The organism is Oceanihabitans sp. 2_MG-2023, from assembly GCF_030547245.1.
Classification (GTDB): domain Bacteria; phylum Bacteroidota; class Bacteroidia; order Flavobacteriales; family Flavobacteriaceae; genus Oceanihabitans.
This window is the reverse complement of the sequence record NZ_JAUOQT010000001.1, coordinates 21,003-45,847: the sequence shown is the minus strand read 5'-3', so window position 1 is coordinate 45,847 and position 24,845 is coordinate 21,003. Positions and strand designations below refer to the sequence as shown.

Sequence of the window (24,845 nt, the reverse complement as noted above, 5' to 3'; positions counted from 1 at the left end):
CAAAACTAAAACAATAATTATGAATAATTTATATCAAAAATTTCACGAAGATTTTTATTTAAAAACAGGAGGATATATACCTTCAATAATTCAAAATCAGAATCTGTACCCTGGTGACTTTTTTCAAATTAAAGATGGACAAATGGTTGTTTTAGGGAACGTTTTTAGAGATGGGATTGTAGACAAGAATGATTGCGAAATAGAATCTAACATACTATTAAATGCCGCAAACTGGAATTTTAATGAAGGAGTTTCTAAACCATATTCTGGTAGAACAAATGGTGAAAATGCTTTAGAAGGAAATTTTGAATACAGTAAACAAATATTAGCATTTAAAAGTGCTGGTAGTTATTGGTTTACAGCAAACAATCCGAAATCTACAAAGCTTTTTAATTGGAATGCTTTTAAGGATGCGCTTATTATAAAAATGACTCAAACATATTATTCCTTTCGCGAATTGTATGTTGTTAACGAATGTGCAACTGCGGAAGGTTGGTCTTTAGTAGTTTCAGGTAATAGTGATGCAGAATTAGAGTTAGCTACTGAAGCAGAAAATTTTGGACTACAAGATTTGTTTTGCCATGATACTACTAAAACAATTAGCTCGCGAAATATTGAGTATTACCAAAGAGAAGACAAACGAATTCCTCAGTTTTTTAAAGCAAAAAAATTAACTGTTAAGAATGAAAAAGTAGAAGCCTTCATAAGAGATTTAATTTCTAAACAAAAGAATAAAGAGGATTGGGCTAACGATTTTTTTAATCAGGATTATTATCAGGATCCCAATTTTGTTTCTCAAAAACATTGCGTAAATATTGCGTCTAATGTTTTAGATATGCTACCCCCAAATACGTTAAATCCGAATACTGCACTGAGTTACTTTAAATGGGAAGATGCAAATTTAGAAGATATTAATAAATTATTTATACGCTATGGGTCAAACGGAAACTTTAAAAACGATATACAATGAAATCGATTGGTTACAAAAAGTAATAGATCAAGTTCTTAAGAGTTATTTAAAACAAGAAGATAACCAAAATAAATGGCAAGATATTCCCTTGCCTAATCTGGAAAATAAAAGAGATTATTATGCTACAAGTGTTATAAATTGGGAGCTTAATATCTACCAACGATTAGTGCTTGTGTTAGCTATGACTCCAAATATTAAACCAGAAATTCTGGATGTTTTCTTAGAAAAAAATCAAATATACAAAAGAGAATTCACTGCGTTTGGTGGAATAATAGATGAAAAACATAGAGGGTTTCTGCCAACTGGTGAAACAGTTATGTTTCTGATTTCTGCAACAAATCCTGCGTTAAGGTATGAAGCGATGCATTTATTTAACCGGGATTCTATTTTAATTAAAGAAGATGTTATTGCATTGAGTAAAACAAAAAAATATATTCCTAAATACAACGGGATCCTATCTTTAAATGACCAATGGCTAGATTATTTTATTACAGGATATATGCAGGAAGTAAAACAAATACCCAGTTTTCTAGCAAAAAAAATAAGCACAAAATTAGAGTGGAATGATCTTGTGCTAGATAATACTGTTTTAGACCAAATATTCGAAATAAAGACATGGTTACAACATGGTAGTACAATTATGAAAGATTGGAAATTAGAACAAAGGTTAAAGCCAGGATTTCGCGCTTTTTTTCATGGTCCTCCTGGAACCGGGAAAACGCTTACCGCAACCTTACTTGGTAAAGTCACAAATAGAGATGTGTATCGAATAGATTTATCAATGGTTATTTCAAAATATATTGGTGAAACCGAAAAAAACCTCAGTAAATTATTTGATAAAGCCGAACAAAAAGGTTGGATACTCTTTTTTGATGAAGCAGATGCGCTATTTGGTAAACGAACTAACGTGAGTGATGCACATGATAGTTATGCGAATCAAGAAGTGTCCTATTTATTACAACGTATAGAAGATTTTTCTGGTGTGGTGATACTTTCTTCTAATTTAAAAAATAATATAGATCAAGCTTTTATTAGAAGATTCCAATCTATAATTCCTTTTAGTATGCCAAATGCCAATTCTCGTTATCAATTATGGAAGAATACATTTTCTAATGGTTGTAAATTATCTAAAGATATTGATGTAAGGCAACTTGCACAAGATTATGAATTATCAGGAGGAGGTATTAATAATGTACTTAGATTTTGTGCATTAAAAGCAGTAGAAAGAAATTCTATTGAAGTCACAAAAAAAGAATTACTAGAAGGTATAAAAAAGGAATTCCAAAAAAAAATAATACTTTAAATAGTATTTAGTTACAGCATGATGGAAAAGTCTAAAGTAATTATAGATGGGACAAAAAGACAATTATTTAAATTGGTTTATAAGAATTGGCATCATCATATTCCAAATGAATTTCGTAAAATAATGATTGCAGAATCTTTGAATAAAGCCGTTATAGAAAAAGACATGAACATTCATGGCTATCTTATAATGGAATCTAAAATGATTTTGTATGTGGAGTTGATAGGAGAACAAACAAAGCTTTGGAAACAATTTTATGATTGTTTTAATTCTACTTTCAAAGCTTATTTATATGAAAAGGAACAAAATGGTGAGATCACAAACGTAGATTTTGGAGGTGGAATAGCAAGCTTTTTTTTAACACAGAAATTGTACGATAAAGATTTAGAATTAGTATTAACTGGAAGGAAAGTAATTAAACCCTATCATGACCCAAATTTCTTAAAATTGAAAGCTATATTAAAACAAACAAGGTATTGCTCTATACTAGATTATTCAGGAGGAATAAGTCCTGTATTGGTTCATAAAACTAGTTGTAATGCTACGTAAATTATTTGCTCAAGTATATATAATAAAAACCTACTATAAAGAAGAATAAAATGAAATTAAACGAAGATGTTTTTATTAATAATGCAGGATTGGTGCTTTTAAATGGGTATTTTCCATTACTTTTTGAAAGGCTTGCACTTACGAAAGGTATTCGTTTTAAAAATGAGAAATTACAATTACAAGCGGTTCATTGTTTACAATACTTGGCAACAGGAATAGAACAAACTGAAGCACCTTTTTTAGTTTTAAATAAACTAATTTGTGGCCTTCCTATAGAAACTCTAGGGAATGAGGAAACTCCAATTTCAGAAAATCAAAAAGAACTTATGCAGGGTTTATTGGATGCAGTAATATACCAATGGACTGCTATTGGAACTACTTCTCATGACGGATTTCGTAAGAATTGGTTTCAAAGAGAAGGAAAGCTTTCCGAAAAAGTAGCACACTGGGAATTAACTGTGCAAAATAGATCTTATGATATGTTGCTATATAAAGTCCCTTTTTCTTTTAGAATCCTTAGTTTTCCTTGGATGCTAAAACCATTACATGTAAATTGGCAGTATTAATTTTTAACAAAATTATAAAAGCCTACTTATAATTCATGTCAAATCTCTTTTTTCTTCTTCAAACAGATTATGAAACCCCACCATTACTAATTATAATACTAACAGTTATATTAATTGTGTTTACAGTTATATTAACTATAATTATGACTGTTCGCGGCACTTTTACTTTTTTAGAAAAGGTACGCGTAACGTTTTTTAAAAAGAAACAATTTTTCACACATGTTTACTTGAAAAGGAATCAACTTCCTATCGCTTATAAATCTATTTTAAAACAAGAATTTGATTTTTATAAACGATTAAGCCTTTCCGAAAAAAAGAACTTCGAGCATCGACTTAGTTACTATTTAAAAAACTGGGAATTTATTGGAAAAGAATCTAAAGTGACGAATAGCATGCAAGTATTGATTTCTGCTACAGCAGCAAAACTTACTTTTGGTTATAGAGATTATAAAATTGAATGTATAGATAAAGTGATAATTTATGATAAAGCATATTATTCTACAATGAATAAAAGTATGCATAAAGGAGAATTTAATATGGCTTACAATGCTTTAGTTTTTTCTTGGGAAGATTTTGTAAAAGGGTATAATATTGAAGATGATAATATGAATTTAGGAGTGCATGAATGTATTCATGCCATGCACTTTTCGTTTTTGAAATCGCGAAGTTATAGCACTAGTGCAGCAATTTTTTTAGATTCTTTTCAAGAACTCACTCGATTAGTAGAAACCAGCGAGGTGTTAAAACAAAAACTGACGACTTCCGGTTATTTTAGAGACTATGCTTTTGAAAACCAGTTTGAGTTTGTTTCTGTTTTAGTAGAAAATTTTATAGAAACCCCAAGCGAGTTTCGATCAGAGTTTCCCAAAATTTATGACAAAGTAAAACAAATGTTAAACTTTAATTTTGCAGGATATTAACTGTTTGCTAGCCTTTTTAAGTTAGCAATGGTAGCAGTAGGATTCTCGCTTTTAAAAACGTGACTTCCAGCAACAAAAGCATCTGCGCCAGCTTCTACAAGTTTTTCAATATTTTTATCGGTGACACCACCATCAATTTCAATTCTAGTGTCTAAACCTTGGTCTTCTATCATTTTACGAAGTTTTTTAACTCTAGAATAAGTCATCTCTTCAAATTTCTGACCGCCAAAACCTGGGTTGATGGACATTAGCAAAACCATATAACATTTAGGTAAAATATCCTCTAAAACAGAAACTGGAGTTGTTAGGTTTAATACCACGCCAGCTTTACAACCAGCATCTTCAATTTGTGTAAGTGTTCTATGTAAATGTACAGTAGATTCATGGTGTACAGTTATAATATCTGCACCAACTTTAGCGAATTCTTCAATGTAACGTTCTGGTTTTTCAATCATTAAATGTACATCTAATGGCTTTGTTGCATGTTTTTTAATAGCAGCAATTACTGGCATTCCATAGGATATATTAGGTACAAAATGACCATCCATTACATCAATGTGAAACCAATCTGCATCACTATTATTAACCATTTCTGTATCACGTTGTAGGTTGCCAAAGTCTGCGGCAAGCATCGAAGGAGCAATTATTTTTGAAGCCATTTTTAGTTTTTGTTGTGTTTTGCAAATATAGAAAAGTCTTTTCTAAAGTCTCTCCACTTTGTGTAGGGATTTAAAAATGGGAAGCTTCTTCTTTTCGCGAATATGTAAGATGAGTTTTAAAATGAGTGAACCCAGAGTAATCAGCTCTGGGTTCTTTCATCAATCAAAAAACGAACAGTTATGAGATACCCGATTTCTCGAGCTTAAACTGTTTGTTACGGTAATTTAGTCGTAATATTTAATAATTACTATCCTAAATATGTTTTTAATATTTTACTTCTAGACGTATGTTTTAATCTACGAATAGCTTTTTCTTTAATTTGTCTAACACGCTCACGAGTTAAATCGAACGTTTCTCCAATTTCTTCAAGAGTCATTGGGTGTTGGTTTCCTAAACCAAAGTATAAACGAATAACATCTGCTTCACGAGGAGTTAATGTTTCTAAAGCACGTTCTATTTCTGTACGTAAAGATTCGTGTAATAAATCACGATCTGGATTTGGCGATTCACCAGAGTTTAATACATCGTATAAGTTAGAATCTTCCCCTTCTACTAAAGGCGCATCCATACTTACGTGACGACCAGAATTTTTCATAGACTCCTTAACATCGTTAATAGTCATGTCTAATTCTTTAGCAATCTCTTCTGCACTTGGTGGTCTTTCATGTGCTTGTTCTAAGAATGCAAACGTTTTATTAATTTTATTAATAGAACCAATTTTGTTTAAAGGCAAACGTACAATTCTAGATTGTTCTGCTAAAGCTTGTAAAATAGATTGTCTAATCCACCAAACCGCATACGATATAAATTTAAAACCACGAGTTTCATCAAAACGTTGCGCAGCTTTAATTAAACCTAAGTTTCCTTCATTAATTAAATCTGGTAATGTTAAACCTTGATTTTGGTATTGCTTCGCTACAGATACAACGAAACGTAGGTTAGCCTTTGTCAACTTCTCTAAAGCAACTTGATCTCCGGCTTTAATACGTTGTGCTAATTCTACTTCTTCGTCTGCTGTAATTAAGTCAACCTTACCAATTTCTTGTAAATATTTGTCTAATGAAGCGGTTTCTCTATTGGTAACCTGCTTGGTAATTTTAAGTTGTCTCATCTAATGTTTTCGTGTAAAAATTTGTGTGAATAAAACGTTCTATATAGTTATACGTAGAAATAACAGTAAATGTTACAAAAAGTTTCATTTTATTTTTTTGACGTTCCCTTTTTAAGCAAAAAAACTTAAAAAGGGCAGGCTTTTCGTTATATCTTTTTTAAGAAAAATAAAAAAGGATGCCACTACAATCCTTAACGCGCTTAACAATTATCTTTTTCAATTACAGGGTGTTACGTCTAGTTAATTAACGCGTTAACCAACCGCTTTTAGCAGCAGTTGCTATAGCGTAAGGTGTAATCCAAAATAACCCAAAGGTATATAAAATACTATATGGATAAGCCCAAAAACCTTGAGAAGATTTATGTTTATTTGTAAAAAACACCAACGAAAAAGTGGATAAAATTAAAATACTAACCATTGTAGAACCTAAAAAAAGCAACGGATGTACTAAAACAAAGAATAGCATAAAAAGAATTAAAGGATAACTCATTATTAAGTGCATAAAATGACTAATAAATAATAATCTTGTTCCTGTTTTTTTTCCTTCTCTAAAATTGGTGAAGACATATTTTCCCATTTCTAAATTTTCACGAACATTACTTCTTCCCCAGCGAATAAACATTTTATAAAGCCCTAAATATTCTTCTGGTACATTCGTGTAGGCAATAGCGTTTTTTTGAAAGAGAACATGTTTCCCCTGTTTTAAAATCATGTTAGTCATTGCTCTATCTTCTCCAATATCTGAAGGAGTTCCTCTAAAAGTTTGGTTTATCCATTCTGGTAAGCAGTCCGAAACTGCTGTACTACTGTAAGCAGCTAAAGCACCAGGAGTGCATAATACCGATTTTAAATTACTTTCTGCCGAACGTACAAACTCAAAACTCATTACAAAACTTACATCTAGCATTTTAGGAAGCATTTCCTTTTTGTTATTTAATACTCTAATATTTCCTGCAACAGCGCCACAATTTTTGTCTTTTACAAAAGGGCTAACTAAGTTTCTAAGGGTGTCTTCTACTACAATCGAGTCACTATCTACCGTTATAAATATTTGTCCAGTACCTATATGAAACCCTTTGTATAAAGCATGACGTTTTCCCATGTTTTTAGGTTGTTTTATTATTTCTAAACAATCGCCTAGTTGTTCTTTGGCGTCTAGCATCCATTTCCATGTGTCATCTTTGCTACCATCATCTATAGCTAAAAGTTGTAATTTATGTTTCGGATAGTTGCTTTTTGCTAAACTCATTAATGTGTGCCAAACTTGTTTTCCTTCGTTATATGCTGGAACAATTACGGTGCAAGTTGGTAATTCACTATCGCATACAGAACTAATAGGTTTGTATTTTATATAGTGGTAGGCTGTATATATAAAAAACAAGGTTTTGTAAATAAATAGACTTGTAGCAATAATTATAAATGTATAACCTATTTGTGATCCCGTTGTGTAATTATTAAACGTATTGAAATCATTATGAAATACAGAAAAAAAATAAATACCCATTAAAAGGAGTAAAAAAGTACTTAACAGTACCATTTTGTTTTGTGAGTTTTCTGTTTTTTTATTTGTGTTTAAAAAGGTTTTAAAAAAGCTGTTTAATTTTTTAGAATTACTTTTTGAGAGTTTTGGGGATTTTGTGGACATAAATCTTTTGGTTGTTAAGTTTCTATTTACAATTAGATTTACGTGGATGTTGTAGGTTTAGATGTTTTAAAATAACGATTTAAGTTTTTTTTAAGTTTTAGAATATTTATGTTTTAATTCTATGTGGTTTAACAAATAATTTAAATAAAAAAAGAGTTTAAGGAATTAAAAAACCCAAATAGAAATTCATCTATTTGGGTTTTTAATTTAAAGTTTTAAAATAAAAATTTTATTTATCTTCTCTAGGTTTTCTATCGTCACGTCTGTTATCACGTCCGCGATTATCTCTCCCTCTGTTATCACGTCCACCAGAACGTTTATCATCTCTTGGTGGTCTTTCTACATAACCTTCCGGTTTTGGTAAGATTGCTTTTCTAGATACTTTTTCTTTACGAGTTCGTTTGTCTATACCAAAGTATTTTACATCAAAAACGTCTCCCATGTTTACAACATCACTTACGTTCTCTGTACGTTCCCAAGCTAATTCGCTTACGTGTAATAACACTTCGTTTCCTGGTGCTTCTGTGTATTCAACAACAGCACCAAAATCTAACATTTTGATTACTTTTACTTCATATACACTACCAACTTCTGGTTTGAATAAAATAGCATCAATTTTTGCCATTACAGCATCAATACCTTTTCTACCAACACCTAATATTTCAACAATACCTTCTTCAGTAACAGGGTCTTCGTTAATAACGATAGTTGTTTCTGTTTCTTTCTGCATCTCTTGAATTACTTTTCCTCCAGGTCCAATTAATGCACCAATAAATTCATTAGGAACACGTCTAGAAACCATAGTAGGTGCATGCTCTTTAACATCTGCAGCAGGAGCAGCAATTGTATCTGTTAATTTACCTAAGATATGTAAACGACCATCACGAGCTTGTTTTAGTGCATTCACTAAAATCTCGTAGCTTAATCCTTTTACTTTAATATCCATTTGGCAAGCAGTAATACCTTCAGCGGTACCAGTTACTTTAAAATCCATATCTCCTAGGTGATCTTCATCTCCTAAAATATCAGATAAGACAGCATATTTTCCAGATTCTGCATCCGAAATTAATCCCATTGCGATACCAGAAACAGGTCTTGTCATTTTAACACCTGCATCCATTAATGCCATTGTACCAGCACAAACAGTTGCCATAGAAGAAGAACCGTTAGATTCTAAAACTTCGGATACTACACGTACTGTGTATGGGCAATCTTCAGGAATCATTCCTTTTAAACCACGTTGCGCTAAGTTACCATGACCAACTTCTCTACGAGATGTTCCTCTTAATGGTCTAGCTTCACCTGTACAAAAAGGAGGGAAGTTATAGTGTAAATAGAAACGCTCTTCGCCTTCGTAAGATGGCATGTCTATTTGGTTTGCATCTCTAGATGTTCCTAAAGTAACGGTTGCTAATGCTTGCGTTTCTCCACGGGTAAATACAGAAGAACCATGTGTAGATGGTAAGTAATCTACTTCACACCAAATAGGTCTAATTTCATCTGTTTTACGACCATCTAAACGTAAACCTTCATCTAAAGTTAAGTTTCTAATAGCAGCTTTTTCGGCTTTGCTATAGTATTTAGATACTAAGTCTCCAAAATCTGCTAACTCTTCTTCAGTGAAAGTTGCTTTAATTTCTTCTTTAATTTCAGAAAAAGCCATTCCACGTTCTTTTTTAGAAGAACCTGCTTTGGCAATAGCATATACTTTATCGTATGCCATTTCATGAATTTTTTGTGCTAATGCTGCATCTTCTCTTTCTGGAGCGTACTCACGTGTTTCTTTTTTACCAAAAGCTTCTGCTAATTTTACTTGCGCAGCACATTGTACTTTAATCGCTTCGTGTGCAAATTTAATTGCATCTGCCATTTCTTCTTCAGAAATTTCATCCATTTCACCTTCTACCATCATTACAGAATCTGCAGAAGCTCCAATCATCATATCGATGTCAGATTCTGCTAATTGTGCTCTTGTAGGGTTGATAACGAACTCTCCATTTACACGACCAACTCTTGCTTCAGAGATTGGGCATTCAAAAGGGAAATCGGATAATTGTATAGCTGCCGATGCTGCTAAACCTGCCATTGCATCTGGCATAACGTTTTCGTCATGAGACATTAACTGTATCATAACTTGCGTTTCTGCGTGATAATCTTTTGGGAATAATGGACGTAAAACTCTATCCACTAAACGCATAGTTAATACTTCACCATCACTAGGTCTTGCTTCTCTTTTGAAGAATCCACCAGGATAACGACCTGCAGCTGCAAATTTTTCGCGGTAATCTACCGTTAATGGTAAAAAGTCTACATCACTTTGTTTGTAATTAGATACTACCGTACATAGCATCATACATTTTCCGGACTGAACAACAACGCTACCATGCGCTTGTTTTGCTAGTTTACCAGTTTCGATAGAGATTTCTCTTCCATCGCCAAGGTCTATGACCTCTTTAAATACTTTTGGAATCATAAATTTTTTAATTCTAATTAAACATTGGTAGTTGTGTTGTGTAGTTGTTGTGGACCAATGAAAAACTGTATTTAGCTTCTTCAATTTTGGAGTTTAGACTCTTCCAAATCGAGTTGATTTATAACAAAAAACCACGCTGAAAAGCGTGGTCTTTTTATTTAGATTATTTTCTTAATCCTAATTCTTTAACTATTGCACGATATCTTAAGATATCTTTCTTCGTTAAGTAATCTAGTAAGCTTCTTCTTTTTCCTACTAATTTTACTAAAGAACGTTCTGTATTATAATCTTTACGATTATTTTTTAAGTGTCCTGTTAAATAGTTAATTCTGTAAGTGAATAAAGCAATTTGTCCTTCTGCAGAACCAGTGTCTTTTGCACTTTTACCATGTTTTTTAAAAATGGCTTCTTTTTCTTTTTGATCTAAATACATGCTAATATTATTGTAAATGATTGTTATGTACACGAAAGCTCTTCTTTCGAGCGGCAAATATAGTTATTTTATATTTATATAGATATATAAATAATAAAAAAGACCTTTAATTTTTGAAGTTAAAGGTCTTTAGAGGTATTGTTCTTATTTTTAAGCTCTTAAAGGTTGGTTTTGTACCAAGTCTATATAGAGGTTTACTCGATTTTTTAATTCTTTTCTGTGTGTAATAAAATCTAAGAAACCATGTTCTAGTAAAAATTCTGAAGTTTGAAATCCTTCCGGTAGTTCTTTTCCAGTAGTATCTCTTACAATTCTTGGTCCCGCAAAACCAATTAAGGCTCCTGGTTCACTAATGTTAATATCTCCCAGCATGGCAAAGGAAGCTGTTGTTCCTCCTGTTGTTGGATCTGTACATAGAGAAATATAAGGTATTCCTGCGTCTGCTAATTGTGCAAGTTTTACCGATGTTTTCGCTAATTGCATTAAGGATAATGCTGCTTCCATCATTCGTGCTCCTCCAGATTTAGAGATTATCATGAATGGTAGTTTCTTTTTTAAGGCATAATCTGCCGCTCGAGCTATTTTTTCTCCTACAACACTTCCCATAGATCCACCAATAAAGCTAAAATCCATACAAGCAATTACTAAATCATTACCTTTAGATTTCCCTACTGCTGTGCGTACTGCATCTTTTAGTTTGGTTTTTTCTTGAGCAGCTTTTAAACGGTCTGGGTATTTTTTTGTGTCTTCAAATTTTAAAGGGTCTTTAGATTCTAGTTTAGTATCTAACTCTTTGTATTTATTGTCGTCAAAAAGAATTTCGAAATATTCGTTGCTACCAATTCTAACATGATAACCGTCTTCTGGACTTACGTAAAAGTTTTTTTCTAGTTCTTTTGCGTCTACTATTTTACCTGTTGGTGATTTGTACCAAAGGCCTTTTGGTGTGTCTTTTTTTTCTTGAGTCGAGGTAGTGATACCTTTTTCTTTTCTTTTAAACCAAGCCATATAGATTTACGATTTTAGTTTTCTAAAATTAATTTAGTTAGTTCTTACTTTTAAATAAGGTAAGTGTGCAAAATTACTGATTTTATTAATACCAAGGAAAAATAGAGAGGGCTATCTTGTTTTCTTGTATTTGTAATATATGCAAAACTCCGTTTAAGTGCTGATTAAAAACAGTTTAAACGGAATTTTATTTTATGTAATTACCTGTGTTTGCGTTAGGGATGGAGCAATTGTTGGAGCACATCTTTGATTGCGACTTGCGAGAGCCCGACCCTTGGGTAACGCCAAAATAATTTTAAAGGGTATTTACATTGTTTAGGTCTTCGAATGCTTTTTTAAGACGTTCTACAAATGTTTGTTCTCCTTTACGTAACCAAACGCGAGGATCGTAGTGTTTTTTGTTTGGAGATTCTGGACCGTCTGGACTACCTATTTGTGATTGTAAGTAGTCTGTTTTTTCTGCCATGTAATCTCTAATACCTGACATGAATGCGTATTGCATATCGGTATCGATGTTCATTTTTATTACACCATAACCTATAGCTTCTCTTATTTCTTCTAGTGTAGATCCGGATCCTCCATGAAATACAAAGTCGATATGGTTGTGTGGTAGGTTGTGTTTTTTAGATAAAAATTCTTGGGAGTTTTTTAGAATTTTTGGTGTAAGTTTTACATTACCTGGTTTGTAAACTCCATGTACATTACCAAATGCTGCTGCGATAGTGAATTGGTCGCTTATTTTGCTTAATTCTTCGTAAGCATAGGCAACTTCTTCTGGTTGTGTGTATAGTTTAGATTCGTCTACATCGCTATTGTCTACACCATCTTCTTCTCCTCCTGTGATTCCTAGTTCTATTTCTAGAGTCATTCCCATTTTGCTCATTCTTGCTAGGTATTCTTTACATATTTCTATGTTTTCTTCAAGAGGTTCTTCGCTTAAATCGATCATGTGGGAACTGTATAAAGATTTACCAGTTTCTTTAAAATGTTGCTCACTTGCATCTAATAAACCGTCAATCCAAGGAAGTAATTTTTTAGCACAATGGTCTGTATGTAAAATTACTGGAACACCATAGGCTTCTGCCATTAAGTGTATATGTTTTGCTCCTGCAATGCTTCCTGCAATTGCTGCTTTTTGATTTTCGTTACTTAGCCCTTTTCCTGCGTTAAACTGTGCACCACCATTAGAAAATTGAATAATTACCGGAGCATTTAATGCTGCAGCAGTTTCTAAAACACCATTAATAGTGTTTGATCCAATTACATTTACTGCTGGTAAGGCAAAACCTTTTTCTTTAGCTAATTTAAAAATTTCTTGAACTTCTTTTCCAGTTGCAACTCCTGGTTTTATATTATGTGCCATTTTTATTTGGTTTTTTATTTAAAAATATGATTAACCAAAAGTACGCAATTTTTGAATAATTATTGCAGAATATGTAGATTCTTAACTAGAAAACTGCGATAACGTTTTCGTTGTAAATGCCTTAAAACGGATAGTTTATACCAATATTATATACTGCATTTCCAAAGTTGTAGTTTCTAAACCAGCGATTGTTTTCTAGTGCTGGATTGTAGGTTTTAAAGCCTAGATCAAGTCTTGCTACTGCAAATCCAAAATCGTATCGGATACCAAAACCAGAGCCAATAGCTATATCTTTTAAGGAGGAAAAGCTATTGAAAGTGTATGCGTCGTCTTCTACATCATCTAATACATTCCAGATATTACCAACATCGATAAATAGTGCTGCGTTTACATCTCCAAAGACATTAAATCTATTTTCAAAACTAAAGGCTAGTTTTAGGTTTGCTTCATTAAACTCGTTGTTAGAACCTGAACTTCCTGGGCCAAGACTATAGGCTGTCCATGCGCGATTATCGTTGGTTCCTCCAGCAAAGAAACTTTTAGAGAAAGGGATGTTTGTAGAATTGCCATAAGGTATTGCTATGCCTACAAATCCGCGAGCAGCAAGAACATTTTTCTTTCCTAAATCCCAATGACGAATATAGTCGAATTCTGTTTTTACAAATTGCGAAAATGCAACATTAAAAAATTCATATTGATCGTTACTGTTTTTTTCTAAGTTTAAAAGATTGGATGCTGTTGAGAATATATTTCCGGCTAATTCTAATTTAAAACGAAATATAGAAAAGGTTTCGTCGAATAAGTTTTCGCGCTTATCTTTTGTGTAATAATAATTTGAAGAAAAAATCAAGTTGTTTTCTGTTAATCTATCTTTACGTTCGCTTATTGCAGAAATGGTTTGGTAATCTTCATCTCCTGAAGTTAAGGAGGTATTATTGTTTATTAATACGTCTTCCATAAATAGATCTGCTTCTTCTGGAATGCTTAAATCGGCACCGTCTGTTGTGTAGTCTAAATCTTGAGCAATATTATTTAAATTATTATAGGAAGTTTCATAAACATTAAAATAATTGTCGGTGTTTAAGTTTCTTACGTATTGTGCGTTAAAAAGGTCTAGTCTGTTGGTTACCATGTTGTTGGGGAACCATTTGTAGTTGAAAGTTCCGGTAACGGTTTGTTTGTCTAAACCAATATTGGTTTGACTAGACATTGCTAAAGATATTATTGTGCTAGGAAACATGTGTTTGGGGATTATTTTTTCGGTATTAAATGGGAAAAATAATCTTGGGATGGTTAGTCTAAGATTTGCGCCTATTTCATTAATATCAAAAAATTGATCGCTATCATTTGCTGCATCTTTAGATGCGCCAATGGACCCAATAGCAGAGAGTTCTAGGGTTTCTGCTCCTCTAAATACATTTCGCATTAAAAGGCTTGGGTTTAAAGCAAAACCTACGGTTTGTATATTACTTTGTGAGACTTCGGCACTAAAACCAAACTTAAATTTCTTTAAAGGAGATAAATATATATTTGCTGTAAGTGTTGTGTCTTGGTTTTCTATATATTCTATATCTGGATATTTAAACGTTTTTAGGTTGCTTAAATGTCTGTAAGAGCGTGTTTTATTGATGTCTTTAAAAATACTGTTTGGAGTGATAAAAACAGCATCTGTAAGAGCTTTTGGTTTAAAACGCATTTTGCCAATACTAAATAGGTTGTAGTTGTTATATGTTAAAGTATCACTTATGGTTTTGTTTCTGTTATCATAGGTGCTATTGGTATAAATGTTTACATCTTTAACTTTATATGTTTTAAAAGGTAGTCTGTAAATTGAGTCTTGTTTTCTAAGCAGGCGATTTTTTATTTGTAAATCGACCATTACTTTTTGGTTATTGTCAATAGAGTCCATCTCAAAATATATATATTCTTGACTAAAATGATAGACTCCAGAATTTAAAAATTGATCGGTAATACGTTGTAGCTCATTATCAAAGTTACTTGTTTTATATTGTTCTTTTTTTAATAATGATTTATGTGATTGTGTTTTATATAAAGAGTCTAAAACAGGAGAGTCTATTGATGTTGTAAGAGAGTCTACAAAATATGCTTTTCCAGTATTTACTGTATATTTTATAGTTGCTTTTTTGTTGGTTAAGGTATCGGTTTTTGCAGATGCTTTTACATTAAACCAACCATTGTTAAAGTAATAAGCTTCTAAAATGTTTAATGATTTTTTAGTTCTTGTTTCATTAACAATTACTGGTGCTTCTCCAGTTTTTTTTAGCCAAGCATTAAAATTTATTTTTGCTTGTAAATATTTATCTAGTTGTTTTTTAGAAAGAAAGTTTTCTAATCTTGCCTTGCGTTTTGGGTTTCTGTTAATTTTTTCATTTACAATAGAATCTATATTTGGTCTAGCAGTATTGTAAATGTGTAATCGTAATGGAATACCTAAAAGCTTTCTGTTTGGGCTTTGGTATAAAAGGTTATTTATTCTTTCGGTATTTACTTTTTTGTTATTTACAACAATAGTGTTGTTAACTAGTAAGTGTTCTTTTTCACCAACCCTTTTAACTGCATCACAAGAAGCAAAAAGTACTGTAAGTAATACAAAAAATACTATTTTAAAGGACTGTAATTTCAAGAATGTTATGTGATAAATTAATACTAATTTTGTTTAAATGAATTTAAGGTTTCATCTTTATCCAGAAAAACCTTTTTTATAGTTTCAAAAATACATTATTTACATGTTAACCAAAAGCCAAATAAAATTAATAACTAGTTTAAAGCAAAAAAAGTATAGACAGCAAGAAGGTTTATTTGTTGCAGAAGGTATAAAAACGATAAAAGAGTTATTAGATTCTTCATTAACGTTGTATCATGTTTTTACTACTACATCCTTTCATTTAGATACTAAAGAGGAAACTATTATTACAGAAAAGGAATTAAAAAAAATTAGCTTTTTAACCACACCTAATACCGCTTTAGCTATTTTTAAAATTCCAGATGCAACATCGATTAACGCTAATAATTTAATAGTTGCTTTAGATAATGTTAGAGATCCAGGGAATTTAGGTACCATTATACGATTATGTGATTGGTTTGGAATAGTAGATTTGATTTGTAGTACTGCTACTGTAGATTGTTATAACCCAAAAGTAATTCAAGCAACAATGGGTTCTATTACGCGAGTAAATGTAAGTTATCTAAATCTGGAAAATTTTTTAAAAGAAAATGAAACAGAAGTTTTTGGTGCTTTTATGGATGGAGAAAATGTATATAAAAACCAATTACCCAATAAAGGGGTTTTAGTTTTAGGGAACGAAGCAAATGGTATTTCTGCAACTACAGAAGTATTGGTGACTAAACGAATTAGTATTCCTAGGTTTGGGCAGATTCAAGCAACCGAAAGTTTAAATGTAGCTACTGCTACAGCGATTTTGTTAAGTGAGTTTAAAAGGAGTTAATGTGTTTCTATAAACAAGACTAGCCCTTTTTACTAGTTTATTGAAAGGTTAAGTTTATAAACAAACCTCTTGTTTTCATACTAGCAACATTACTGGTCCAAGGACTATTTGGATCTACATCAGGAACTAATTCTTCATTCATAGCAAATATACCACGAATAGAAGGTGTAAATTTAAAAAAGAACATATAGAAATCGATACCAAAACCTAGCTCATAAAAAAGGTTGTTTTTTTTCATTCTAAATTCTCCAGAAGAATTATCATCAGGGTTATCTTGATTACTCGATAAGTTTAAAGCTGTAGAAATACCTCCAACAATAAAAGGTTTAAAATTGTTTAGTCTTTTTGTAGATAATTTTAATAATAGCGGTATGTGTATATATGTAGATTTAACTTCTCTTATTAAATCTGCTTCCGTAAATTCTGTTCCAGCAAAGTAACTTTCGTCATAAATTAAGTTACGAGAAGTAATAGATAAGCCAGGTTCTAATCGTATATCAATATAATCGTTGATTCGTAAGTTTCCAATAAGTCCAACATTAAAACCTGTACTGGTTTCTACTTGAATATCTTTTAAATCTTGGTTGTAGTCAAAATTAAAATCATAGCTATTAAAACCAAGAAAGTAACCATAGCTTAGTCTAGCTTTGTCAATATTTTCATTGTTTTTTATTTTCTCTCTACTAAATAGTTGTGCCGAAGATGTTTGAAAAACAAATAGTGTAATTAGTATAGCAAGTATATTTTTCATAAATTATTTTGACGATTTATAGATTGTTGCCACACCAAATGTTTGTGGGAAATCTGTAACATTAATAAACCCAGTTTCTCTTAAAATATTGTTTAAAGCTTCTCCAAAAGGAAAAACGGAAGCAGATTCACATAAATATTTATAAGCACTTCTATCTTTAGAGAATATTTTGCCAATTAGAGGGAGAATATTTTTTGTGTAAAAATTATACCCTTGTTTGTAAGGTGTTTTTGTTGGCATAGAAGTTTCTAAAATAACAAAAGTACCTTTAGGTTTTAATACTCTATGAATTTCTTTTAGCCCTTTTTCTAGCGTTTCAAAATTTCTAACACCAAAAGCTACGGTTATGGCATCAAAAGAGTTGTCTTCAAATGGCATGTTTTCACTATCGCCTAAAACCATTTCAATAGTGTTTTCTAAACCATGCTTGTTTATTTTGGTTTTACCAATATTAAGCATGCCGCTACTAATGTCTAAGCCAATAATTTTTTCAGCATTCGTTTGTGCAAGGTTAATAGCGAGATCTCCAGTACCAGTTGCAATATCTAAAATAGTTTTTGGTTGTGTTTCTTTAACCATTGCAACTACTTTTTTTCGCCAAGAAACATCAATTCCAAAAGAGATAACTCTGTTCAAGCCATCATAATCTTTAGAAATAGTATCAAACATTTTGGTAACTTGTTCTTTTTTACCTAAATCGCTATCCTTGTATGGTTTTATTTTCGACAAATCTATTTTTTTGGCAAACTTACATATTTTTTTTATTTTAATAGTTCTTGAGTAATCAAATCAAATACGGCAACTTATTTGAATCTTAATAATTTGCAGTATATTTGCATACTTTTTATTTTAAAAACAAATGAAACATGCCTAACAAACCTATTAATGGTTTGTTATTTATTAAATGCATATTACATCTGACTTTTTAAAAAAAATTATTTAATAACAGATGAAAATAATTATTGCTGGAGCTGGTGAAGTAGGATTTCATTTAGCAAAATTATTGTCTTACGAATCGCAAGAAATAACCTTATTAGATACTAATAAAGATAGTCTGTCTTATGCAGATAATCATTTAGATATTAAGGTGATTAAAGGGGATGCTACGTCAATTTCAATTTTAAAAGAAGCAAATGTTAACCAGAGTGATTTACTAATTGCTGTAACCGCTTCAGAAACTACAAATATTACTGTTTGTGTTTTAGCAAAACAACTTGGTGCAAAACGTACCATTGCTAGAATCTCAAACACCGAGTTTATAAACCATAAGGATGAAGTTGGTTTTACCGAATTAGGTATCGACGAATTAATTTCTCCAGAATCATTAGCCGCATCAGAAATTAATCTGTTATTAAATCAGTCTGCATTTAACGATAGTTACGAATTTGAAGAAGGCGCGCTAACTATGGTTGGTTTAAACTTATCTAGAACGGCTTCCTTTGTTGGTAAAACAGTAAAAGAAGCAGCGCAATTGTTTAATGAAATTCATTTTATTCCAATCGCAATTCAACGTTTTGGTACGCAATATACTATTATTCCAAGAGGAGATACACAGTTTAAAGAAGGTGACAATGTCGTTTTTATAACTAGTGAAGGAGGAGGAGAAGAGTTATGTAGAATGACAGGGAAAAGTAATACGGAAATTAAAAATGTAATGATACTTGGAGGGAGTAAAATTGGTTATAAAACCTCTAGAGATTTATGCAATAAAAGTTTTAATGTAAAACTTATTGAAAAAGATAAAGAGCGAGCATTTGATCTTGCAGATGAGTTAGAAAAAGTGCTAGTAATAAATGGAGACGGAAGAAATGTAGATTTGTTAGACGAAGAGAATATTAGTGATATGGATGCTTTTATTTCTGTAACAGGAAATTCGGAAACCAACATTATGTCTTGCTTAGTAGCAAAATCTAAAGGGGTTAAAAAAACAATTGCACTTGTAGAAAACATGGACTACTTTGAGCTATCTCAATCTATTGGTATTGATACGCTTATTAATAAAAAATTACTTGCTGCAAATAACATTTTTAGATATATACGTAAAGGCGAAGTTGTTGCAATGACTAAACTGAATAACATGAATGCAGAGTTATTAGAGTTTAAGGTAAAAGCAACCTCGGAAATTAATAACAAGTTTATTAAAGATGTAGGTTTTCCAAGATCTGCAATTATTGGGGGTGTTATTAGAGATGGAAAAGGACATATAGCATTAGGAAGCTTTAAAATACAAGAAAACGATAATGTTGTGGTGTGTTGCTTGCCAAGATCTATTAAGCGCGTTGAAAAAATATTCTTGTAAATGAAAATGAAAGCAATTAAGCTTAACTACAAAATTATTTTCCATTTTTTCGGATTACTATTATTGTTTAATGGTGGCTTTATGCTGTTGTCTTCACTAATAAGTTTGATTTATAAAGATGGTGTAACTTTAGAGCTGTTTCTTTCTGGTATAGTGACATTGTTGGTTGGTCTTTTTGGTATGGTTTATACTAGAAATCACAGCAAGGAAATGAATAAACGTGAAGGCTATATTGTAGTTACTTTTGGTTGGGTAGTGATGTCACTCTCTGGAACACTGCCTTATGTTTTTACAGAAAGTATCCCGCAATTTACAGATGCTTTTTTTGAAACTATGTCTGGTTTTACAACCACAGGAGCTTCTATTTTAAATGATATAGAAGTAGTGCCTGAAGGTGTTTTGTTTTGGCGAAGCCTAACCCATTGGATTGGAGGAATGGGTATTATCGTACTAGCAATAGCTATTTTGCCTTTATTAGGAATTGGAGGGATGCAACTTTTTGCAGCCGAAGCTCCTGGGCCAAGTACCGATAAATTACATCCAAGAATTACCGATACTGCCAAACGTTTATGGTTAATTTATTTTGGTTATACTATAGCCGAAACGATTTTACTACAAGTAGCAGGAATGACATTTTTTGATGCTATTAATCATTCTCTTTGTACTTTGTCTACAGGAGGTTTTTCTACCAAAAATGCTAGTGTTGCTTACTGGAATGATAAGCCTGTTATACAATATATAATAATCGTATTTATGTTTTTAGCAGGAACTAACTTTGTACTAAGTTATTTTGCTTTTAAAGGAAAAGTTCAGAAAATTATTCGTGATGAAGAGTTTAAACTCTACTTTAAATTTGTCGCTATTTTTACATTAGTTGTTGCATTGATAATTTATTTTAAAGCAGATCTTACAGAGTCATCTATTGCACATCCAATGGTTTGGGGTGAAGGAGAAAGTGCTTTTCGTCATGCTTTATTTCAAGTGTTATCTGTTATAACTACTACTGGATTTGTAACTGCAGATTATACTTTATGGACGCCGTTTTTAGTGGTTTTCTTTTTTGGTATTATGTTTCTTGGTGGATCTGCCGGAAGTACTTCTGGAGGTGTTAAAGTGGTTCGTCACTTAGTGCTTATTAGAAATGGGTTTTTAGAGTTTAAAAGAACCTTACATCCTAATGCAATTGTACCTGTGCGATATAATAAAAAAGCGATTTCAAAAGAAATTGTATTTAATATATTAGCCTTTTTTATCCTTTATATGCTGTCTTTTATAGTTGGTGCTTTAGTGTTTTCTATGATGGGTATTAACTTTGAATCTTCTATTGGTTTGGCAGCTTCTAGTTTAGGTAATGTTGGTCCAGCACTTGGGGATTTTGGTCCAGTAAATAACTATGCCGCGTTGCCAAATTTAGGGAAATGGTGGTGTAGTTTTTTAATGCTTATTGGTAGGTTAGAATTGTTTACTGTTCTTATATTATTTACGCCATTCTTCTGGCGAAACAGATAAGATTTTAAAAATATTTTTTCAATAAGTTTTGTAATAATCATAGGTGTTTCTACGCTATTGTAGCGTTTCAAGGTTATTGGTGTTGTAACAATTTTATAATTGACTCGTCTTTATTATACAAACCAATTAAAATCATCAATCATGGAATTAGTATTTACAACACAAGATTTAGAACCACTTCCCAAATTAGAAAATGACATCGTAACTCAACCTTTAGGGTTTTTAAATTCTAACTACCAAAAGATCGTTAAAAGTAATTTTGAAAGAGCGAATGCAAATTCTATTTTCGGAATTAAACAACGATTAAAGAGCAGACAATTTAATACAACTTGTAGTATAGAAACAGTATTAAAAGTATCGTTGTTTTTTGTAGCATTTCTTATGGCTACTATTTAGTGTATTTCTGAATCCATTTTTTTTCATTTCGAAAGTGTAACATTTTAATAATATATGCTACTTATATAGTATAAAGCAGCTTTTAAGCCATTTGCCAATTGAAATTACTGTAAAAGAAAATGACTAGTTTTTTTCTTTATATGAAATAGAAAAATAAAGCATAGCCTTAGTTACGGTTTCTTTTTAAATTGAAATAGAAAGGAATAAGACACATTTTATTACAGTTGTTTAATTAGTAAATGGTATTCGTACAGATTGTTAACTGATGATCTTTGAGCTATTCTCAAAATAATCTTTTATAGTATTTAAATAGAAAACGTGAATTTTCATTCTTGTAATACACTTCTATTGTCTAAAAATTTAATGTTTCACTTTTTAAACCGAAAATTTATGGGTTTTGGTGGTTCAGTGCAGTCCATGATTACTATTCTTAAGAATAATGAAAAAATGCGTTCAAATCGAAGTAAAAGAAATGCTTTGGAAGGAAGCTATTCTAGTAGTAAATTAGAATTTCCTAATAAAGCAACTAAACTAGATTTGATAAAAATTGAAGAGAAGATAAAGCGAGAACAAAAACAAACTAGAGTCAAGCAATTGTTGCTGCTGAGCTTTGTTTTAAGTTTGCTAATTACCTTGATCTTTATTTATATATAAGCTATGCCTTTAGGAGAATCGATGTTATTAACGTTAAAGAATAATAAAAATCTAAAACGTTTAAAAAAGAAGATTACGAGATCGTTTTTTGGTGAAAAGATCAAAACAACATCTTTGTATTCTTTTCCAGAAGCTACACCAGAGGTGTTAGAACGAATACGCTTGCAAATGGCTATTCAAAATAAAGAAGAAACTATTGCGTATTTAATAAGTTTGGTAATTACTTTGTTAGTTCTTGTATTTGTAATTATATGAAAAAAGCCATAAACACATTTTGTTTATGGCTTTAAAATTTATTTAAATTAAAATTTAGCTAAGCGCTTCTTTAATTCTTTTAATTGCTTCTTTAATTTGATCTTGACTTGCTGCATAAGAGATTCTAATGCAGTTAGGGTTACCGAATGCATCCCCTGTAACTGTTGCTACTAAAGCTTCTTCTAAAATATATAATGAAAAATCGGTAGCATTGTTTATTGTTTTTCCTCTTAGTGTTTTTCCAAAGAAAAAAGAAATATCTGGAAACACATAAAAAGCACCTTCTGGTGTATTTGTGTTAAACCCTTCAATATCTTCTAATAAATTTAAAACCATATCACGACGTACTTTGAACTCGTCAATCATATAATTAACAACACTTGGATCTGCATTTAAAGCAGTTATAACAGCGCGTTGAGCAATACAGTTTGTCCCACTAGTTACTTGTCCTTGCATTTTGTTACAAGCACGAGCAATCCAGTCTGGAGCACCAATAAATCCAACTCTCCAACCTGTCATTGCAAAAGCTTTAGAAACACCGTTTACTGTAATTGTATTGTTAAACATACCGTCTATTCCAGCCATACTTGCGTGGGGCTTTCCTGTGTAGTTTATGTGTTCGTAGATCTCATCAGAAACCACATAAATATTTGGATGCTTTACTAAAACCTTAGCCAAAGCTTCTAGTTCTTCTTTGCTATATAGGGATCCGCTCGGGTTACAAGGAGAACTAAACCAAAGCATTTTTGTTTTTGGTGTAATTGCCGCTTCTAACTGTGCAGCTGTCATTTTAAAGTCGGTATCAATAGAGGTTTTTACTTCTACTGGAACACCTTCAGCAACCTTAACAATGTCGCTGTAACTTACCCAATACGGACAAGGTAAAATAACTTCGTCTCCTTTGTTTAACATGACTTGCGCAATGTTATAAAGCGATTGTTTTGCACCTGTGGAAACCACTATTTGTGGTAAGGTATATGTTAATTTATTATCTCTTTTAAATTTTGTAATTACGGCTTCTTTTAAATCTACATAACCGTCTACAGGAGAGTACGAATTGTAATTATCGTTTACCGCTTCTATTGCAGCGTCTTTAATAAAATCAGGAGTATTAAAGTCTGGTTCTCCTAAGCTTAATCCTATAATGTCTTTGCCTTCGGCTCTAAGTTCTCTTGCTTTTGCTGCCATTGCTAAAGTGGCAGACGTAGACATGTTTGTAATTCTTTCTGAAAGTTGGTTCATTTATAAATTGTTATTTTGAAGTGCAAAAAAAGGGTGTTATGCTATAGTAGGTTTTTGTCCTAATACTTTTAATTGTTCATAATGCTCGGCTATTGCTTTCCATATAGAGTTGTATTCGTTGTATGGTAAGCTAAATTCATGTGCCGTATCTTTAACAATTTTAGCTATGTTTTTATAATGAACGTGACTAATATGAGAAAATAAATGATGTTCTACTTGTCTATTCAATCCTCCTGTATAGAATTCTACTAACCAACTTTTAGGTGAAAAATTAGAAGTAGTAAATAGTTGATGAATCGCCCAAGTGTTTTTCATATTTCCTTCTTTGTCAGGCACAGGCATATCTGTGTTTGGCATTACATGCGCTAATTGAAAAATTACACTTAAAATTATTCCAGCGGTATAATGCATAATTAGAAATCCAATTAAAACTTGCCACCAAGTATAACCTAAAGATAAAGGTAAAACGACCCAAATGGAATAGTATAGTATTTTACCAATAATTAATTTAGTCCATTGTGTAGCAGGTTTAGGAAAATCGCCATACGATAGTTTTCTTTTTAAATAAACATAAGTTTGTTTAAAATCGGTAGTGATAGCCCAGTTTACAGTTAATAAGCCATATAGGAAAAAGGCATAATATTTTTGATACTGATGAATTTTTAACCATTTTGAATGTTTAGAAAAACGAATAATTCTTCCAGCATCAATATCTTCATCATGACCTTGAATATTAGTATAGGTATGGTGTAAAACGTTGTGTTGTACTTTCCAATTATAATCGTTACCAGCTAAAATATGGATGCTGCTTCCCATTAATTTGTTCACCCATTTTTTGCTTGAAAATGAACCATGATTTGCATCATGCATTACGTTCATTCCTACTCCAGCCATTCCAACACCTATAATCATCATAGATATTATTTGAAGCCAAGTCGGTAAATCTACCGTTAGTAGTAACACTAAAGGGCCAAGTAATAATGTAAACATTATTATGGCTTTAATGTAAAGTTTCCAATTTCCTGTTTTTTTAATGTTATTCTCTTTAAAATAATTATTAACACGTTTGTTTAGTGTTCTAAAAAATTTTGCAGAGTCTGTTCTAGAGAAAGTTATTGTTTGTTTTGTCATGCTATTTATTTTTACTGTATTTAAACGAATAAATACAATATCAATTAGGTAAACAAAGATAAATAATAAAGACTTGCATCTTAATAAAATTTTCATAAAAATGCACAATAATTTATCTACTTTTGTGCAAAATTGAAAAC

The 24,845-nt window shown here is 31.6% G+C and carries 23 protein-coding genes; 11 read left to right on the top strand and 12 right to left on the bottom strand.

Annotated elements, in window-relative coordinates; all coding sequences use genetic code 11:
* The first annotated feature begins 19 nt into the window (after positions 1 to 19).
* From Q4512_RS00210 to Q4512_RS00190, 5 genes are read left to right on the top strand one after another with little or no spacing between them, the layout of a single operon-like run.
* Positions 20 to 970: a hypothetical protein gene (locus Q4512_RS00210; RefSeq protein WP_303420371.1), complete on the top strand. Its 951-nt coding sequence runs from the start codon at positions 20 to 22 to the stop codon at positions 968 to 970.
* Positions 933 to 2,273, top strand: coding sequence for an ATP-binding protein (locus Q4512_RS00205; RefSeq protein WP_303420370.1), 1,341 nt, complete (start codon positions 933 to 935; stop codon positions 2,271 to 2,273). The genes Q4512_RS00210 and Q4512_RS00205 overlap by 38 nt, the downstream gene beginning before the upstream one ends.
* A gap of 18 nt (positions 2,274 to 2,291) precedes the next feature.
* Positions 2,292 to 2,822, top strand: coding sequence for a hypothetical protein (locus Q4512_RS00200; RefSeq protein WP_303420368.1), 531 nt, complete (start codon positions 2,292 to 2,294; stop codon positions 2,820 to 2,822).
* A 50-nt stretch (positions 2,823 to 2,872) separates the two neighbouring features.
* Positions 2,873 to 3,388, top strand: a complete 516-nt coding sequence (locus Q4512_RS00195) for a contractile injection system tape measure protein (RefSeq protein ID WP_303420366.1) — start codon at positions 2,873 to 2,875, stop codon at positions 3,386 to 3,388.
* A gap of 35 nt (positions 3,389 to 3,423) precedes the next feature.
* Positions 3,424 to 4,308, top strand: a complete 885-nt coding sequence (locus Q4512_RS00190; RefSeq protein ID WP_303420364.1) for a zinc-dependent peptidase — start codon at positions 3,424 to 3,426, stop codon at positions 4,306 to 4,308.
* Here the strand turns inward: Q4512_RS00190 and rpe are convergent.
* The 8 genes from rpe to Q4512_RS00150 all read right to left on the bottom strand — a co-directional run bounded on the left by rpe (position 4,305) and on the right by Q4512_RS00150 (position 15,645).
* Positions 4,305 to 4,967, bottom strand: a complete 663-nt coding sequence (gene rpe, locus Q4512_RS00185) for a ribulose-phosphate 3-epimerase (protein ID WP_303420362.1) — start codon at positions 4,965 to 4,967, stop codon at positions 4,305 to 4,307. The two genes, Q4512_RS00190 and rpe, sit on opposite strands and share 4 nt — an antisense overlap.
* A gap of 248 nt (positions 4,968 to 5,215) precedes the next feature.
* The gene (locus tag Q4512_RS00180; RefSeq protein WP_092205627.1) at positions 5,216 to 6,079 is read right to left on the bottom strand and encodes an RNA polymerase sigma factor RpoD/SigA; all 864 of its coding nucleotides are present in this window, start codon (positions 6,077 to 6,079) and stop codon (positions 5,216 to 5,218) included.
* Positions 6,080 to 6,323: 244 nt separating this feature from the next.
* Entirely contained in the window at positions 6,324 to 7,724 is a 1,401-nt protein-coding gene (locus tag Q4512_RS00175) for a glycosyltransferase family 2 protein (protein ID WP_303420357.1), read from the bottom strand.
* Positions 7,725 to 7,953: 229 nt separating this feature from the next.
* Positions 7,954 to 10,197 (bottom strand): polyribonucleotide nucleotidyltransferase, encoded by a 2,244-nt coding sequence (locus Q4512_RS00170; RefSeq protein WP_303421808.1) that lies wholly within the window; start codon positions 10,195 to 10,197, stop codon positions 7,954 to 7,956.
* A gap of 163 nt (positions 10,198 to 10,360) precedes the next feature.
* Positions 10,361 to 10,630: a 30S ribosomal protein S15 gene (gene rpsO / locus Q4512_RS00165; RefSeq protein WP_303420355.1), complete on the bottom strand. Its 270-nt coding sequence runs from the start codon at positions 10,628 to 10,630 to the stop codon at positions 10,361 to 10,363.
* 150 nt (positions 10,631 to 10,780) lie between these two features.
* Complete coding sequence (gene accD / locus Q4512_RS00160) at positions 10,781 to 11,638, bottom strand: acetyl-CoA carboxylase, carboxyltransferase subunit beta (RefSeq protein WP_303420353.1); 858 nt, start codon at positions 11,636 to 11,638, stop codon at positions 10,781 to 10,783.
* 295 nt (positions 11,639 to 11,933) lie between these two features.
* Positions 11,934 to 13,001: a class II fructose-bisphosphate aldolase gene (gene fbaA, locus Q4512_RS00155; RefSeq protein ID WP_303420351.1), complete on the bottom strand. Its 1,068-nt coding sequence runs from the start codon at positions 12,999 to 13,001 to the stop codon at positions 11,934 to 11,936.
* 121 nt (positions 13,002 to 13,122) lie between these two features.
* Positions 13,123 to 15,645 carry a BamA/TamA family outer membrane protein gene (locus Q4512_RS00150; RefSeq protein ID WP_303420349.1) on the bottom strand — a complete coding sequence of 841 codons (2,523 nt, stop codon included), beginning with the start codon at positions 15,643 to 15,645 and terminating at the stop codon, positions 13,123 to 13,125.
* 103 nt (positions 15,646 to 15,748) lie between these two features.
* On the opposite strand from Q4512_RS00150, the gene Q4512_RS00145 reads away from it, so the two are divergent.
* Positions 15,749 to 16,468 carry an RNA methyltransferase gene (locus tag Q4512_RS00145; RefSeq protein ID WP_303420347.1) on the top strand — a complete coding sequence of 240 codons (720 nt, stop codon included), beginning with the start codon at positions 15,749 to 15,751 and terminating at the stop codon, positions 16,466 to 16,468.
* Positions 16,469 to 16,505: 37 nt separating this feature from the next.
* Here Q4512_RS00145 and Q4512_RS00140 read toward each other — a convergent pair whose 3' ends face one another.
* On the bottom strand, positions 16,506 to 17,219 hold the full coding sequence (locus Q4512_RS00140; protein WP_303420345.1) for a porin family protein: 714 nt from the start codon (positions 17,217 to 17,219) through the stop codon (positions 16,506 to 16,508).
* A gap of 3 nt (positions 17,220 to 17,222) precedes the next feature.
* Positions 17,223 to 17,948, bottom strand: coding sequence for a bifunctional demethylmenaquinone methyltransferase/2-methoxy-6-polyprenyl-1,4-benzoquinol methylase UbiE (ubiE, locus tag Q4512_RS00135; protein WP_303420343.1), 726 nt, complete (start codon positions 17,946 to 17,948; stop codon positions 17,223 to 17,225).
* 220 nt (positions 17,949 to 18,168) lie between these two features.
* Here ubiE and trkA point away from each other — a divergent pair, with 220 nt between their 5' ends.
* The 5 genes from trkA (at position 18,169) to Q4512_RS00110 (ending at position 22,332) form a co-directional block, all read left to right on the top strand.
* Complete coding sequence (gene trkA, locus Q4512_RS00130) at positions 18,169 to 19,518, top strand: Trk system potassium transporter TrkA (protein WP_303420341.1); 1,350 nt, start codon at positions 18,169 to 18,171, stop codon at positions 19,516 to 19,518.
* Between the two features lie 6 nt (positions 19,519 to 19,524).
* The gene (locus Q4512_RS00125) at positions 19,525 to 21,027 is read left to right on the top strand and encodes a TrkH family potassium uptake protein (protein WP_303421806.1); all 1,503 of its coding nucleotides are present in this window, start codon (positions 19,525 to 19,527) and stop codon (positions 21,025 to 21,027) included.
* Between the two features lie 141 nt (positions 21,028 to 21,168).
* The gene (locus Q4512_RS00120) at positions 21,169 to 21,423 is read left to right on the top strand and encodes a hypothetical protein (RefSeq protein ID WP_303420339.1); all 255 of its coding nucleotides are present in this window, start codon (positions 21,169 to 21,171) and stop codon (positions 21,421 to 21,423) included.
* A 390-nt stretch (positions 21,424 to 21,813) separates the two neighbouring features.
* Positions 21,814 to 22,077 (top strand): hypothetical protein, encoded by a 264-nt coding sequence (locus tag Q4512_RS00115; RefSeq protein ID WP_303420337.1) that lies wholly within the window; start codon positions 21,814 to 21,816, stop codon positions 22,075 to 22,077.
* A gap of 3 nt (positions 22,078 to 22,080) precedes the next feature.
* The gene (locus Q4512_RS00110; RefSeq protein WP_303420335.1) at positions 22,081 to 22,332 is read left to right on the top strand and encodes a hypothetical protein; all 252 of its coding nucleotides are present in this window, start codon (positions 22,081 to 22,083) and stop codon (positions 22,330 to 22,332) included.
* 54 nt (positions 22,333 to 22,386) lie between these two features.
* Here Q4512_RS00110 and Q4512_RS00105 read toward each other — a convergent pair whose 3' ends face one another.
* Entirely contained in the window at positions 22,387 to 23,574 is a 1,188-nt protein-coding gene (locus Q4512_RS00105; protein ID WP_303420333.1) for a pyridoxal phosphate-dependent aminotransferase, read from the bottom strand.
* Positions 23,575 to 23,610: 36 nt separating this feature from the next.
* Entirely contained in the window at positions 23,611 to 24,705 is a 1,095-nt protein-coding gene (locus tag Q4512_RS00100; RefSeq protein WP_303420331.1) for an acyl-CoA desaturase, read from the bottom strand.
* Between the last annotated feature and the right edge of the window lie 140 nt (positions 24,706 to 24,845).